Annotated in this window: 14 protein-coding genes; 13 read left to right on the forward strand and 1 reads right to left on the reverse strand. The window is 52.9% G+C overall.

The window, feature by feature from the left end; genetic code table 11:
- Positions 1 to 284: 284 nt before the first annotated feature.
- The 12 genes from FZ041_RS10955 to FZ041_RS11010 all read left to right on the forward strand — a co-directional run bounded on the left by FZ041_RS10955 (position 285) and on the right by FZ041_RS11010 (position 12,034).
- Positions 285 to 1,457, forward strand: coding sequence for an ABC transporter substrate-binding protein (locus FZ041_RS10955; RefSeq protein WP_075445693.1), 1,173 nt, complete (start codon positions 285 to 287; stop codon positions 1,455 to 1,457).
- Positions 1,458 to 1,552: 95 nt separating this feature from the next.
- Positions 1,553 to 2,440: a branched-chain amino acid ABC transporter permease gene (locus tag FZ041_RS10960; RefSeq protein WP_075445694.1), complete on the forward strand. Its 888-nt coding sequence runs from the start codon at positions 1,553 to 1,555 to the stop codon at positions 2,438 to 2,440.
- Between the two features lie 12 nt (positions 2,441 to 2,452).
- Complete coding sequence (locus FZ041_RS10965; RefSeq protein ID WP_149189585.1) at positions 2,453 to 3,403, forward strand: branched-chain amino acid ABC transporter permease; 951 nt, start codon at positions 2,453 to 2,455, stop codon at positions 3,401 to 3,403.
- Positions 3,403 to 4,173 carry an ABC transporter ATP-binding protein gene (locus FZ041_RS10970; RefSeq protein ID WP_075445696.1) on the forward strand — a complete coding sequence of 257 codons (771 nt, stop codon included), beginning with the start codon at positions 3,403 to 3,405 and terminating at the stop codon, positions 4,171 to 4,173. Before FZ041_RS10965 ends, FZ041_RS10970 begins: the two co-directional genes overlap by 1 nt.
- An 8-nt stretch (positions 4,174 to 4,181) precedes the next feature.
- Positions 4,182 to 4,886, forward strand: a complete 705-nt coding sequence (locus tag FZ041_RS10975; RefSeq protein ID WP_149189617.1) for an ABC transporter ATP-binding protein — start codon at positions 4,182 to 4,184, stop codon at positions 4,884 to 4,886.
- Positions 4,887 to 4,998: 112 nt separating this feature from the next.
- Complete coding sequence (locus FZ041_RS10980) at positions 4,999 to 5,643, forward strand: CBS domain-containing protein (RefSeq protein ID WP_075445717.1); 645 nt, start codon at positions 4,999 to 5,001, stop codon at positions 5,641 to 5,643.
- Between the two features lie 135 nt (positions 5,644 to 5,778).
- The gene (locus FZ041_RS10985) at positions 5,779 to 6,432 is read left to right on the forward strand and encodes a hypothetical protein (RefSeq protein ID WP_149189586.1); all 654 of its coding nucleotides are present in this window, start codon (positions 5,779 to 5,781) and stop codon (positions 6,430 to 6,432) included.
- A 228-nt stretch (positions 6,433 to 6,660) separates the two neighbouring features.
- On the forward strand, positions 6,661 to 7,839 hold the full coding sequence (locus FZ041_RS10990) for a galactokinase (RefSeq protein ID WP_149189587.1): 1,179 nt from the start codon (positions 6,661 to 6,663) through the stop codon (positions 7,837 to 7,839).
- Between the two features lie 99 nt (positions 7,840 to 7,938).
- A complete protein-coding gene (gene galE / locus FZ041_RS10995) occupies positions 7,939 to 8,928 on the forward strand; it encodes a UDP-glucose 4-epimerase GalE (RefSeq protein WP_075445699.1) in 990 nt (329 codons plus the stop codon).
- 33 nt (positions 8,929 to 8,961) lie between these two features.
- The gene (galT, locus tag FZ041_RS11000) at positions 8,962 to 10,461 is read left to right on the forward strand and encodes a UDP-glucose--hexose-1-phosphate uridylyltransferase (protein ID WP_149189588.1); all 1,500 of its coding nucleotides are present in this window, start codon (positions 8,962 to 8,964) and stop codon (positions 10,459 to 10,461) included.
- Positions 10,462 to 10,509: 48 nt separating this feature from the next.
- Positions 10,510 to 11,532: a LacI family DNA-binding transcriptional regulator gene (locus FZ041_RS11005; protein WP_149189589.1), complete on the forward strand. Its 1,023-nt coding sequence runs from the start codon at positions 10,510 to 10,512 to the stop codon at positions 11,530 to 11,532.
- A 106-nt stretch (positions 11,533 to 11,638) separates the two neighbouring features.
- Positions 11,639 to 12,034: a response regulator gene (locus FZ041_RS11010; protein WP_075445702.1), complete on the forward strand. Its 396-nt coding sequence runs from the start codon at positions 11,639 to 11,641 to the stop codon at positions 12,032 to 12,034.
- A gap of 56 nt (positions 12,035 to 12,090) precedes the next feature.
- On the opposite strand, the gene FZ041_RS11015 is transcribed toward FZ041_RS11010, so the two are convergent.
- The gene (locus FZ041_RS11015) at positions 12,091 to 12,975 is read right to left on the reverse strand and encodes an ROK family protein (protein ID WP_149189590.1); all 885 of its coding nucleotides are present in this window, start codon (positions 12,973 to 12,975) and stop codon (positions 12,091 to 12,093) included.
- A gap of 252 nt (positions 12,976 to 13,227) precedes the next feature.
- On the opposite strand from FZ041_RS11015, the gene FZ041_RS11020 reads away from it, so the two are divergent.
- Positions 13,228 to 14,946: a M48 family metallopeptidase gene (locus FZ041_RS11020; protein ID WP_149189591.1), complete on the forward strand. Its 1,719-nt coding sequence runs from the start codon at positions 13,228 to 13,230 to the stop codon at positions 14,944 to 14,946.
- Positions 14,947 to 14,953 lie beyond the last annotated feature (7 nt).

Genomic DNA, 14,953 nt, shown 5'->3' on the forward strand with positions numbered 1-14,953 from the left:
GGGTGACGATATTTAAATTTTCTTTTTGAGAAGGACTTTTATAAAAAATGTCTAATATAAAGAAACAAGAGAAACAGATAGTGTTTATTGTATACTGTACTTTTTTATCAAACATACCGAATAAATGATATAAAATACAGGTGGATGGTGAAAAGGTCTTCCGATAACACACAAATGGGTAAATAATATGACCTGATTGCCTAAAAAAGCATTGACTTTTGTAAACCTGTAAACTATAATTAGTTCCATCGTTGAATTGTTTAACGGATAAGGGAGGAATTCGCATGAATTTCAGCAAGAAAAGTCTGAAACTCATGAGCGTGCTTGCGGGCACGATGCTCATGGGAAGTGTATTTGCCGGTTGTGGGGATGAAGGCAATGCCGATGAGATCAAGGTCGGTGCCAACTTCGAGCGCACGGGTAATGTCGCCAACTATGGCCAGGCAACGCTCGATGGCTTCAATCTCGCCATCAAGGAAATCAATGAAGCTGGTGGTATCAACGGCAAGAAGATAAAAGTCGTTGAAGCAGATAACAAATCAGAGGCTTCGGAGGCAGTCAATGCCGCTACGAAGCTCATCTCCGATGACAAGGTCAAAGTCATCGTTGGCCCGGCTGTAACGGCAAATGTCATTGCTGAGTCCCAGGTCGCTACGGACAACAAGGTACCGGTCATCGCACCGGATGCTACGAGCCCGGATGTAACGGTCGAAAATGGCAAGGTCAAGCCGTTCATCTTCCGCAGCTGCTTCATCGACCCGCAGCAGGGTTCGGTCATGGCGAAATTCGCGGCTGAGCAGCTCAAAGCCAAGACGGCTGTCATCTACGTCGATAACAGTTCGGACTACTCCAAGAGCCTCGGCAAGGTCTTCAAGGAGAAGTTTGAGGCTGCTGGCGGCAAAGTCCTTATGGAAGAGGCTTTCCTCGCCAAGGATCAGGACTTCAAAGCCGCTCTGACGAAGCTCAAGACGGCCAATGCTGATGTCGTATTCGTTCCGGCCTACTATGAAGAGGTCGGCAAAATCGTAAAACAGGCCCGTGAGCTTGGTTTCGCGCAGCCGTTCCTCGGCACGGACGGTTGGGATGACTCGAAGGTTGCCGATATCGCTGGTGCTGACGCGCTGAACAAGACGTATTTCAGCACGCATTATTCCGATAAGGATGCGGAAGTTAAAGGCTTCATCGATGCGTTCACGAAAGAGTACGGTCATGCGCCGAACGTATTCGCTGCACTTGGCTACGATGCCGGCAAGATGCTGGTTGATGCCATCAAACGTGCAGGCAGCGATGATCCGGAGAAGATCCGCGAGGCTCTGGAGCAGACCAAGGACCTCAAGGTCGGTACGGGCATCATCACGATGGACAAGAATCACAACCCAATCAAACAGGCAGTCATCCTGGAGAACAAGAATGGCGACCGCGTCATGGTTGCCAAGATCATGCCGGATGCTGAGTGATTGAGCCAATAAGGCAGACAAGGGGGCCGCAGTGATGCGGCCCTTTAGACTATCGCAGGTTGTCCTTCATGGACGGACGCGACAAGGAGGCTATTATGGAATTTACGCACCAGGTCCTGCAGCAGCTCGTCAATGGCATATCGCTGGGCAGCATTTATGCGCTGATTGCGTTAGGCTATACGATGATCTACGGTATCATCAAGCTCATCAACTTCGCTCATGGCGATATCTATATGGTGGGCGCATATATCGGTTTCTATGCGATTACGCAGGCACATCTTTCAATCGTACCCGCACTTTTGATCTCATTCGTTGTCACCGGCATCCTCGGCATGGTGGTGGAAAAGCTGGCTTATAAGCCGCTGCGTCATGCGCCGCGTATCTCGGTGCTCATCACGGCTATCGGTGTCTCGTTCTTTCTCGAGTACACGAGCATGTATTTCGTCTCGCCGACGCCGCGCACGTTCCCAGCTATGTTCGGCGATGTGGCCATCAATATCGGCGGCATCGTCATCAATGGACAGCAGATGCTGATCCTTGGCATCACGGCAATTCTGATGGTCATCCTGACGTATGTCGTCCATAAGACGAAGACGGGCAAGGCCATGCGGGCCGCCTCGTTTGATACGGAGACGGCGCAGCTCATGGGCATCGATTCGGATCGCATCATCTCAATCACGTTTGGCATCGGCTCGTCACTGGCAGCGGTTGCTGGTGTGCTGGTCGGTGTCTACTACAACTCCATCGATCCGCTGATGGGCATCATGCCGGGCCTCAAGGCCTTCGTTGCCGCTGTTCTCGGTGGTATCGGCATCCTGCCGGGGGCTGTGGTCGGCGGCTTGATCCTCGGTGTTGTCGAGGCGTTTGTTTCCGGCTTTGTCTCGTCGACATTCCGTGATGCCGCGGCTTTTGCCATCTTGATCCTGGTGCTCTTGTTCAAGCCGACAGGTATCTTCGGCAAGAATACGAAAGAAAAGGTCTGAGGGGGGAGCTTCATGAAATATTTACGCAAGAATGACTGTATCATGCTGGGCTTCGCCATTGTCCTGTTCGCGGTCTTGCAGGGGCTTATCACGGGGCGCGTGCTGAGTTCGTTCTGGCAGCTGAATCTGCTGATCGTTGGCATCAATATTATCATGGCGGTGAGCCTCAACCTCATCAACGGTTATACGGGACAGTTCTCGCTCGGCCATGCGGGGTTCATGGCGGTTGGTGCTTATGTCGGCATCGTGCTGACGACGAATTTCCATCTGCCCTTTGCCGTGGCATTGCTCGCCGGTGGTGTAGCAGCAGGTTTTTTGGGCTTTCTGATCGGCATTCCGACACTGCGCCTGCGCGGTGACTATCTGGCGATTGCGACGCTGGGGCTCGGAGAGATTATCCGCGTCGTCATCATGAATATCGACTATGTCGGCGGCGCAGCTGGCTTCAAGGGCATTCCACATCATACGAATTTTGCCTGGGTATTCTTCCTCATGCTGTTCGCACTGTTCTTCATCAAGAATTTCGTGAACTCGAATCATGGCCGTGCCTGCCTGGCTATCCGAGAAAATGAGATTGCTGCAGAATCGATGGGCGTCAATACGACGAAGTTCAAGGTCATGGCCTTTACGATCGGCGCTGCGTTTGCTGGTGTGGCTGGCGGCTTGTTTGCGCATTGCTTCTATCTTGTCAGCCCGAACTCGTTCACGTTCATGCAGTCCTTCAACTATCTGATCATGGTCGTCATGGGCGGTCTGGGATCGATTACTGGCTCAATCGCTGGTGCGTTTGTCGTCACGTTCATTTCGGCAGCTTTGGCCAGCTGGCCCGAGTTCCGCATGATCATCTATGCACTGGCGCTGATCCTGCTGATGTTCTATCGCCCGCAGGGCTTGTTTGGCTACATGGAGGTCACGAACATGGGGATCTTCCGCAGAATATTCAAGAAAGGAGGCCGTAACTGATGGCCAACGAATTACTCAAAGCGACGGATGTGTCTGAGGTCTTTGGCGGCCTCAAGGCGGTCTCGGATTTCAATTTCCACATCAATAAAGGCGAGCTCATCGGACTCATCGGCCCGAATGGTGCCGGCAAGACGACGGCGTTCAATCTGATCACGGGCGTCTATCAGCCGACGACGGGGGATATCAAGTTCGATGGCAAGAGCATCGTCGGGCTCAAGCCTTATCAGATCACGCAGCGCGGTATTGCGCGCACGTTCCAGAACATCCGCCTGTTCTCAGAGCTTTCGGTGCTGGAGAATGTCAAGATCGCGTTCCATTTCCATGTGAAATACGGCCTGCTGGAGTCGGTGTTCCGCATGGGACGTTATTTCAAGGAAGAGGAGCGTATCGAGGAAGAGGCACGGAAGCTGCTGAAGATCTTCCATCTTGAGGACAAGGCTGAGGAGCTGGCCAAGAACCTGCCGTATGGTGCCCAGCGCCGCCTGGAGATTGCGCGGGCGCTGGCTGCGAAGCCGAAGCTCCTGCTGCTCGATGAGCCGGCTGCCGGCATGAATCCGCAGGAGACAAAGGAGCTCATGGAGATGATCGCCTGGATACGCAAGGAGTTTGGTTTGACAATCCTGCTCATCGAGCACGATATGAGCCTTGTCATGGGCATCTGCGAGCGCATCTACGTGCTTGAGTATGGTATGATTATCGCGCAGGGGACTCCGGCCGATATCAAGAACGATCCTGAGGTTATCCGGGCATATCTGGGAGGCGAAGCATAATGGGCAAAATGTTGGAATTGAAAGATGTGAACGTCTATTATGGTGCCATCCATGCCATCAAGGGAATCAGCCTTGAGGTCAACCAGGGCGAAATCGTTACGCTGATCGGAGCAAACGGCGCTGGCAAGTCGACGACACTGCGTACGATCTCGGGCTTGCTCAAGCCGAAGACGGGTACGATCACATTTGAAGGGCAGGATATTGCTGGCATCCGTGCCCATGAGATTGTCCGCACGGGGATCAGCCAGGTGCCGGAGGGGCGCCGCATCTTTGCCGAGATGTCGGTCATGGAGAACCTTGACTTAGGGGCGTTCACGCGCAAGGACAAGGCCGGCATCAAGGCCGATATCAAGCATGTCTTTGAGCTGTTCCCACGCCTTGAGGAGCGCAAGGATCAGATTGCGGGTACCTTGTCGGGCGGCGAGCAGCAGATGCTCGCGATGGGCCGCGCGCTTATGAGTCGGCCGCGTCTTCTGCTGCTGGATGAGCCGTCGATGGGCTTGGCACCGCTGCTCATCAAGGAAATATTCAATATCATCGTCGATATCAACAAGGCTGGTACGACGGTGCTGCTTGTCGAGCAGAATGCGAATATGGCCCTTTCGATAGCCAACCGTGCCTATGTGCTGGAGACGGGGCGCATCACGCTGGCAGGGGATGCGAAGAAACTCGCGGCCAGTGAGGATGTCCGCAAAGCATATCTCGGTGGCTGAGTGTCGAGAGAAAAAGAAGCAGGGATTCGCCGCACTTTGGCGAATCCTTTTACTATAAACAATGCAGAAAATCCCGAAGCCTGCTTCGGAAGCGGAAATGGAGGATATCAATATGTTTGTTGCAAATCGCATGGCCAAGAATCCCGTAACGGTGACGCCGGACACCTCGCTTGATGATGCGGCGCTGGCGATGAAGAAGGGCAATTTCCGCCGCTTGCCGGTGGTGGAAGACGGCAAGCTGGTCGGTTTCTTCAGCGACAAGGATCTCATGCGCGTGGCGCCGTCGCCAGCGACGACCTTGTCGCGCTATGAGGAAAAATCCCTGCTGGCCAAGCTGAAGGTGGCGGAAATCATGAATAAGGATGTCATCTCGGTCAGTGAGGATGCGACCATCGAGGAGGCCGCCCTTATCATGTACGACAAGAAGATCGGTGGTCTGCCGGTGGTCTCACAGGTCGGAGCGGTCGTTGGCGTGATCACTGAGACCGATATCTTCAAGACGTTTGTCGATGTCATGGAGCTTACAGGGGGCAAGACGCGCCTTACGGTGCTGGCCGATAACAAGGTCGGTGTCGTCAATGAGCTTTCGGGGGTCTTCGCGGCTGATGGGCTCTCCATCGACAGCCTGGTGACTTGCAAGCAGCCTGATGGCAGCTATGAGATCGTCATTCGCGGGGATATCCCGGATGTTGCCTCGTTGAAAGAAAAAATCGAAGCCAAAGGATATAAGGTCATCCACTCGGTCAGATTTTCATGATGTCCATAGATGAATACAAGTGGAGTGGGCGATTTTTTGCTTGCTTTTTCGATGTTTTTCATGGATAATATAAATAGGAATACTTTACTCTGATATGTGTAAGTGTACGTGTTAAACATTAAGGAGGAAGCTAACATGGATGTCAACAACATTGCTTCGCTCTCCCAGCAGACCGCTGCATTGAGTGCGAGCTACAAGAAAACAACAACGTCGACAACGACGGATGCTGAGAAGAATCTGACCACAACTACTACGACAACCGAGGCGTATAGCCTCGATATCTCTGAGGCGGCGCAAAAGGCCTCGGGGGCAACGAAGGGCATGACGGCTGAACAGGTGGATATCCTCAAGGAAGGCATCCAGAAGAGCTATCAGCTCATGATCAAGACGATGACTGAGCAGAATCTCAAGCTGCAAGGCTGGCTGGATCAGGGTGTTGAACAGCTGAACTTCGATGGTATATTGATCGGTGCGGACAAGTTCGCTCTGCCAGAAGTGGCCACGACGCCGGAAGAGGCAGCCAAGGCTGTGGCTGATGGTGGTGCTTACTCGGTTGACAGTGTGGCGACACGTATCATGGATATGGCGACGTCGATTGCTGGCGGCGATCCGGATAAGCTCAAGGCCATGCAGGATGCTGTCGAGGAAGGCTTCCGTCAGGCAGGTATCACTTGGAAGGACGCTATGGGCGAGGACGATATGCCGCAGATCACCAAGGATACTCATGCGGAGATCAACAAGCGGTTTGAGGAGCTGTTCAATAAGCTGAACAATCCGGAACAGGAATAAGCAGGGATACAGACTCACTGCGTGGATAAGCGCTTGCTGGCTATGCTGGCGGGCGCTTGTTTTTCTTGTTTTTAGAAAACGTTTACAAATTTCTTGACTTTCGCAGCGGTTAGCGGTAAACTATAAGCAACAAAACAAAATGCGGTGCAAATGCGATGAGATGTCGGTTTGCACCATGTTTTTGGGGAAACATGAAAACGTTTACTTGATTATGGGGAGGAAAAGAAAATGGAGCAGGAAATCTTGAAGGAAATGAAAGCGGTTTTTACGGAAAAATTCGGCGATAAGACGACGCGGAGCTATTTTTCGCCGGGCCGTGTCAACCTGATTGGCGAGCATACCGACTACAATGGCGGCCATGTTTTTCCGTGTGCGATTTCCCTTGGTACGTATGCGCTGGTCGCTGACCGCGACGATGGTAAGACGCGCGTCTACTCCATGAATCTTGCCGATAAGGGGGTCATCGAGTTCTCGATGACGGGGCTTGCATACGATAAGGCCAAAGATTGGGCCAACTATCCGATGGGCGTAGTCAGCGTGTTTGAGCAAGCTGGCCATGCTTGCAGCCACGGCTTCGATATTGTCATCAATGGCACCTTGCCGGGCGGTTCGGGCTTGTCATCTTCGGCCTCGATCGAAGTGCTGACGGCAGTCATCCTCAACGATGCCTTTGGCTTCGGCCTCGATATGGTCGATATGGTCAAGCTCTCCCAGAAGGCGGAGAATGTATTTGTTGGTGTCAATTGCGGCATCATGGATCAGTTCGCTGTCGGCATGGGCAAGAAAGACTGCGCCATCCTGCTGGACTGCAATACGCTTTCGTATCGTTACAGCAAGATCTCGCTCAAGGATGCGAGCATCGTCATCACGAATACAAACAAGCCGCACAGCCTGGCATCGAGCGCCTATAACGTCCGCCGTGCCCAGTGCGAGCATGCACTCAATGAGCTTAAGGAAGTGAAGCCGGAGCTTACAGCCCTCGGTGAGCTGTCCAATGAGGAATTCAACAAGCTGGCTGGGCATATCGCTGAGCCGTTGGAGCGCCAGCGTGCCCGCCATGCCGTCTATGAGAACAATCGCACGCTTGAGGCTGTGGCGGCACTGGAACAGGATGATGTCGAGCGCTTCGGCAAGCTCATGGATGCATCGCATTTCTCGCTGCGCGATGACTACGATGTCACGGGCAAGAACCTCGACACGCTGGCGGAGCTTGCCTGGGCACAGGATGGCGTCATCGGCTCGCGCATGACGGGGGCTGGCTTTGGTGGCTGCACGGTCAGCCTGGTACGCAACGATGCAATACCAGCTTTCAAGGAAAATATCGGCAAGGCCTATACGGAAATCATCGGCTATGCACCGAGCTTCTATGTGGCCAGCATTGCGGATGGTACGCATCGTCTCGGCTGAGGGAGATAGAAAAGCAGCGTAGAAAACGCATAGAAAACATGATAAAATAGAAAGCGATTTCTGTTTTGATTATTTACGGATAGAAAGGGAGTTTCCATTATGTCTATTCTTGTTTGCGGCGGAGCCGGCTATATCGGTTCGCATGCGGTGCACCAGCTGGTGGGCAAAGGCGAGGATGTCGTCATCGTCGATAATCTGCAGTCGGGCCATCGCGATGCGCTGAACCCCAAGGCTAAGTTCTACGAAGGGGATATCCGCGATGCCGCTGTCCTCGATAGGATCTTCACGGAGAATAAGATTGAGGCGGTCATTCATTTTGCCGCGAACTCGTTGGTTGGCGAGAGCATGGAAAAACCGCTCAAATACTTCAACAACAACGTCTATGGCATGCAGGTGCTGCTGGAGGCGATGGTACGTCATGGTGTGGACAAGATCGTCTTTTCCTCGACGGCGGCAGTTTACGGTGAGCCGAAGCGCGTGCCCATCATGGAAGACGATGAGACGAATCCGACGAATACCTATGGCGAGACGAAGCGCACGATGGAGAAGATGATGAAGTGGGTCAGCCGTGCCGATGGCATCCGCTATGTGTCGCTGCGCTATTTCAATGCGGCCGGTGCCCTCGATGATGGCTCGATTGGCGAGGATCATCATCCGGAGACGCATCTTATCCCGCTCATCCTGCAGGTGCCGCTGGGCAAGCGCGACCATATCACGGTATTCGGCGATGATTATGCGACGCCGGACGGCACTTGCCTGCGCGACTATATCCATGTCATCGACCTGGCTGATGCCCATGTGCTGGCGCTGGAGTATCTGCGCAAGGGTGGCGAGAGCAATATCTTCAATCTCGGCAACGGCAAAGGCTTCTCGGTCAAGGAGATGATTGAGGCGGCCAAGAAAGCTACGGGCAAGGATATCAAGGTCGAGATGGGCAAGCGCCGTGCTGGCGATCCGGCCCAGCTGATCGCGTCAAGCGAGAAGGCACGCAAGATCCTTGGCTGGAACCCGCGCTACACGGATGTCGAGCAGGTCATCGGTACGGCCTGGAACTGGCATCAGAAACACCCGGACGGCTACGAGAAATAAACAAAGGAAGTTTCAGCCGAAAGGAAGATTACAGTGTCAATCAATACAGAAATCAACCGCCTGTTGCATTTTGCCAAGCAGCGCGGACTTATGAACGAAGAAGATACTTTTTATACGGCCAACAGACTGCTCGACGTATTGAAGGTGGAGGAGTTTGTGCCAGAAGAAATCAGTGAAACGCTGGAAACAGCTGCACCAATCCTCCAGAATATGCTCGCTTATGCGGTGGCACAGGGCCTTATCGAGGATACGGCCAATGAACGCGACCTTTTTGACACGCGCCTCATGGACTGCGTGATGCCGCGGCCGTCAGAGGTCATCCGCCGCTTCAACAGCGATTACGCGCGCGCCCCCAAGGCCGCGACGGATAATTTCTACAAGCTCAGCATTGCCTCGAACTACATCCGCAAGGACCGTATCGACAAGAATGTTGTCTGGCAGACAGCGACGGAGTATGGTGATCTCGATATCACGATCAACCTGTCGAAACCTGAGAAAGATCCGCGTGATATTGCCAAGGCCAAGCTCGTCAAATCCGGTTCATATCCGAAGTGCCTGCTGTGCCGCGAGAATGAGGGCTATGCGGGTCATGCCGGTCATCCGGCACGGCAGACGCATCGCCTGATCCCGCTGCGGCTGGCAGGGCACCGCTGGTTCCTGCAATACTCGCCCTATACCTATTACAATGAGCATTGCATCGTGCTGAACCGCAAGCATATCCCGATGAAGGTGTCGCGCAAGAGCTTTGAGAACCTGCTGGATTTCGTCACGATCTTCCCGCATTATTTCCTCGGCTCGAATGCTGACCTGCCAATCGTCGGCGGATCTATCCTGTCCCATGATCACTATCAAGGGGGCCGCTATACCTTTGCGATGGCCAAGGCACCCATCGAGAAGAGCTATGTGTTCAAGGAGTATCCAGGCATCCAAGTGGGCCGCGTCAAGTGGCCGATGTCGACGCTGCGGCTGACGGGCGAGGACCGTGAGGCTCTGGCCGGATTGGCTGAGAAGATCCTTGCGGCTTGGCGCGCCTACAGCGATGCGAGTGTTGGCATCCTGGCTGAGAGTGATGGTGAGCCCCACAATACGATCACGCCGATCGCGCGCCGCCGTGGCAGCCTGTATGAGCTTGACCTTGTGCTGCGCAACAATCGCACGAGCGCGGAGCATCCGCTGGGGATTTTCCATCCCCATGCGGAAGTGCATCATATCAAGAAGGAAAACATCGGCCTCATCGAGGTCATGGGACTGGCGGTATTGCCAGCCCGCCTGAAGGAAGAGATGCGCCGCGTGGGAGAAGAGCTCGTCAAAGGAACGCCGGACATCGCGGGGATTGAAGCCATTGCCAAGCACAGCGAGTGGTATAAGATGCTGGCGGCTAAATATCCGCAGGTCACGGCCGGACAGGTTGAGAGCATCCTCCAGGAGGAGATCGGCCAGGTGTTCAAGACGGTGTTGATGCATGCGGGTGTCTACAAGCGCGACGATGAAGGCATGGCCGCTTTTGACCGCTTTGTAGCCAGCCTGGATTGAGCAGGGCAGCTGTTTCGGCAAAGTAACAGAGAAAGCAGGGAGTCATCCATGGAAGATAGGAAAAATGCGACGATCGTTGACGTGGCTAAGATGGCCGGGGTGTCGGTGGCTACCGTTTCGCGCGTAGTCAATGGCAACTATCCCGTCAAGGTGGAGACGCGCGAGCGCGTGCAGACGGCCATTGAGACGCTGCACTATGTTCCCAATGTGCAGGCGCGTGAACTCAATACGCGCCGGTCATCGACCATTGGCGTCGTCGTCCCCGGTTTATACAATATGTTCTTTGCCGAAGTCATCGATGGCATCGAGGAGACCGTCCGCAAGGATGGCCTTTCCTTGTTGCTGAACTGTGCAAAGAACGATCCCCAGCAGGAGATGAACTGCATCAATGCACTCGTTTCCCGCAACGTTTCGGGCATCATCGTCATCAGCCCGAATACGGCCGACATCAAGGAAAGCTTTTACGCAGATCTCGTCAAACGGATCCCCTTGGTATTCATCAATGGTTATCATCGCATCCCGAATGTATCCTATGTGGGCAACGATGAGAAGCTCGGCTCACGGCAGGCGCTTGAATATCTGGAGGGACTGGGCCATCAGCGCATCCTGTTCGTGCGCGGTGCGAACTCGGACTCGTACGCCATCAAGGAGGAGTCGTATCGCCAGCATATGGCAGAGAACAAACGGCTCGAAGAGCAGCTGATCGTGAATATCGGCGAAGGCAACGGTGTGGAGACTGTCGACTCGACGATGGCGCGTCTGTTGGAAATCATCCCACAGGCAAAGCCTACGGCAATCTTCTGCTGCAATGACCTCATGGCGGTTGGTGCGCTGAATGCCTGCAAGCGTCTGGGGCTCAAGGTACCGGAAGATATATCGGTCATGGGCTATGATAATATCTCGCTGTCGCGGCTCATCGAGCCGAAGCTGACAACCATGGATCAGAATATGTTCCAGCTGGGCAGCAATGCAGCGGCATTACTGACGGAAAAGATCAAGGGCGGCAAGAGCAAGCGCATCACCCTCGACAATGTGCTTATCACGCGCGATTCTACGGGGCCTGTCCGCTAGGAGCTGCTATGCCTGCGGTAGGGGGGGATTTCCTGTACAATACGTTGCTTTTGTAGTATGCTAGAGAAGAAAGAGGCGCAAGCTGCAACGAGGTGGAGGGAGAGGCATGAAGATTCTGCTGGCAGAGGATGACCGGCTTAGCCGTGATTTCCTTGAAGGATTCATGAAGGTCTATGGCGACTGTGATTCAGCGGCTGATGGCATGGAAGCAATCGACAATGTCCTTGAGTCCATGAAAATGCATGAACCGTACGGCTTGCTCTGCCTGGATCTCATGCTGCCGAAGGTCGATGGGCTCAAGGTGCTTGAAATTGTCCGCAGGCTGGAGGAGCAGTATCATGTTCCTGCTGCTGAGCGGATGAGGGTCATCATCATGACGGCCATCGCTGATGTGAATGTAATCGATCAGGCGTTCAAGCTCGGCTGCGACGCCTATGCATCCAAACCCATCGATACGGAAAAGATACAGAAGGTCATGGCCGATCTAGGCCTGGCGCAATAACGATAAAAACACCGCCCCTGGCAGGAGATAGGTCCTGTCAGGGGCGGTGTTCTGTTTCAGCGCTGGAGTTTCTGTTTCAGATTGGCAACTGCACCGAGCAAGTTGGCATCGTTGCCGTGCTGGCAGGCGATGATGGTCGGGCGGATGCGGGCGACGCGGGCATTGTGGATGATGCGGTCGATATGCTGCTCAATGCCGGGAATCAGATCGGCACGGGCGCTTATGGCACCGCCGATCAGGAAGGCCTCGGGATCGAAGATGTACTGGATATCGTAGATGGCCCGGGCCAGATGCGCATACATATCGTCGATATAGCGGCGGGCCTCGTTGTCGCCTTCTTCAGCCATCTGGAAGATGATGCGGCCGTCCAGTTCGTCGCTGGGGATATTGCGAGCCTTGGCAATCTGACGGACAAGCGCGCCGGAGCAGCCGCTCTCACTGAGGATATCTTGGCGCTCGTTTACATAGATGTAGCCGAATTCGCCGCCATGCAGGTGGGCACCATGGATGATTTCCTTGTTATGGACGAGGGCTCCGCCGACGCCGGTACCGAGTACGAAGAAGGCGACGTCCTGATAGTCGCGGCCTGCGCCGGTCCAAACCTCGCCGAGAGCGGCGCAGTTGGCATCATTCTCCATGGCGATGGGCAATTTGAGCATAGCGGCCAGGGCGTCGCGGATCGGGAAATCGTGGATATAGGGCAGAGCACTGCTGCCGCCGATGATGCCATCCTTATCGTCGACAGCCCCGGGCAGGCTGAAGCCGGCACCGCTCAGTGTGTATTGGCCCGCCATGGTGTCTTTGACGGATTGCAGTTTGTCGTAGAACTCCGGCAGGGTTTTGGGGGTCGGGGTTGAACCTTTTTGCTGGAAGTTGCCAGTTTCGTCAATCACGGCATACTTTATGCTGCTGCCGCCTACATCAAATCCGAGAAAATTCATCTGAGCCACTCCTTCTATCGTATTGTCAATTTTAGCCTAACACGAAATGCGGGTGTGTTCAATGCTGGCTATAGGGATTGGTTGACTGTTTCAGATTTTGGCTGGATAGTGTGTAGCAGTGACAAGTTGTAAAAAATAGAGAAACTGTATATTGTAATTTCCTAGAAAGAAGATTATAATCGGATTAGATGTCTCTGCCATAGGAGATATTTACCGGAAATAATTTGTTTTGAGATTGTTCGGGAGGAAATTATGAATCAAGGACGGAAAATCGTACAGAAGAAGATGAAGAAAAAGGCGCTGGCAGCAGTCCTTGCAGCGGGACTTTTGGCTGTAGCACCAGTTGCTATGCCGAGAGCTGAGGCTTTTGGATGGATGGATGTTTTTACGGGGGTAATCAATACTGCGGTAGAAGCGGATGCTATCAGATCAAATTATCTTAATGCTGGTGATAATCCTGTGGTACAGAATACTAGCAATACTATGGCGGAGCGGCAGGCGACAGCAAATCGTTCGGTTGATTCACGTGCAGTGACGTTAATCGATGGTATTATGAAACAGTTAGTGGATAATGGAGATTACGTATTGCGCAATAATTCGCTTCCGTTTCGCTGGAAGGTAGTTGCAAATGATGAATTCAATGCAAGTTGTAATTGTGCGGACTTCGTTACGGTTTATGATGGCATTGTAGATAAATGTGGGTATAACAGAGATATGCTGGCGGCTGTGCTGGGGCATGAAATGACACATGGTTTTAATCAGCATATTGCGAATAGTGTTGCGAAGACTGCGTGGGCGAAGTCTGTATCCAGTATGGCTAGTGCAGCATTGAATTCTTCGAATTTTGGTGTGGGAACAAGTTTATCTGATTTGTCAGAGACGACGATTAGGTTCTTATCGGTTAAGAATATTAACCTTCCTGATGAAAAAGACGCTGATCGTAATGGCTTCTTTGTTATGGCATCAGCTGGATTTAATCCTGGTGGAGCTGCTGCGATGATGGCGCGCATGAGCTATTATACGGAGCATCATAGTCAGGTAGCGGATTTCTTTAATCCGGATGATCATCCGGATACGCGCAAGCGCCTTAAAGATATGGCTGAGCTGCTGCATAATTACGGCATTGGCCATACTGAGGTCAAGAATGTCAACGATATCTACTTCGATAAGGAATTGCTGCTGACGGCAGAGCCGGACGGTATGCAGGATGCTGAGGAGATGGCATACTTGATTTCCGGCGGCATCGCCAAGGGCTTCCATGACAATCGTTTCTTTACGTCTTGGAATTTCAAGACCCTGCCAGATGGCTCGGTGGATTTTCTTACAAATGATCCGGTTTATGTGCCATTGAAAAATGCTTTAAAAAATGAAAAGGGTCTTGGGCAGAGATTCCAGGCCATGGTAGAACGTGCTTATGGAAATGATGTAAAGAACAATGCCCGAGTTACGTATATGAAGGAAGAGTTGGAGCGCAAACAAAAAAATCGTGAACTACGCGAGAAACAGGCAAATCGCAAGGAAGACTCCGGTGACAAGGCAGTCAATGGTAGGACGTATCTGAAGTTAGGTTTGACGGACTTGGCTGAAAAAGAATTCCAGCGTTCAGCTAAACTGGATGCGAATAATCCGTCAGCTAAGAGCGGCCTGGCAACCGTCATGGGCAAGCAGGGTAAATTCGATGCGGCATTGCAGCTGGCTAATGAGGCCATCGCCATGGATCCGAATCTTGGTTCGAGCTATGTAGCGCGTGCCATCATTTATAAGGATATGGGCAATCTGGATAGTGCTTTGAATGATTGCAATAAGGCGCTGCAGTCGCCGGCTGCCAATACGTATGCCTATAAGCTGGCGGGGGATATATTCCATGCGCAGGGTGCTGAAGACAGTGCGCTGATGGAATACAGAGCGTATCATGAAGCTAGACCAGGGGCAAAAGATATTCCGGCTGAGTACGCAGCGCGGTTGCAGTAAGGCGGCA

The organism is Pseudoselenomonas caprae (genome assembly GCF_008271345.1).
GTDB classification, from domain to species: Bacteria; Bacillota; Negativicutes; order Selenomonadales; family Selenomonadaceae; genus Selenomonas_A; species Selenomonas_A caprae.